Annotated in this window: 1 protein-coding gene; it reads right to left on the bottom strand. The window is 53.8% G+C overall.

The window, feature by feature from the left end; translation table 11 throughout:
* The coding region (locus AC1RPU_RS07845) for a hypothetical protein (protein WP_481769620.1) at nt 1-188 on the bottom strand (188 nt) is incomplete at its 3' end.
* Nucleotides 189-474: the final 286 nt, after the last annotated feature.

Genomic DNA, 474 nt, shown 5'->3' with positions numbered 1-474 from the left:
CCTTCTGCGTAGTATGCGCCACTATCCGGCTTCTTCGATGCCGTTGCCTTGTTCGTGACACGGACGAAAACTTGACCTTGCGGAGCTGCTGCCTTCGCTGCGGCCAGAGCCACTGCCTTTTCCTTTGCTGCCGCGCCCTTTGCTGCCGTCTTTGCCGGTGCTGCTTTCGTCTTTGCTGCCTTTGCCATCTTGCTTCTTCCTTTCGGGGTTGGTTATGCTCACGTCTGAGCAATCTTACACACTACGTATTTACTACCACGATCGCGGCTTGTGCTAACACACTACCCAGCGTGTCACCGCAAACCACAATCTACTTCAAAACTCAGAAGGGTGCAAAATTATACACTCTTCCGAAATCGTGTCAAGCATTTTCTACAACTTTTCACTCATCATCCGAGCTTGCGGCGCGACCACGGCGCAGCTTCGGGGGTGCCTGAACATTCTGGAATGCAGCAGGCAGGAAGCGTGCGGCAC

Source organism: Dellaglioa sp. CoH-55-MRSF-7 (assembly GCF_056782235.1).
This window is presented reverse-complemented; position numbering and strand designations above follow the sequence as displayed.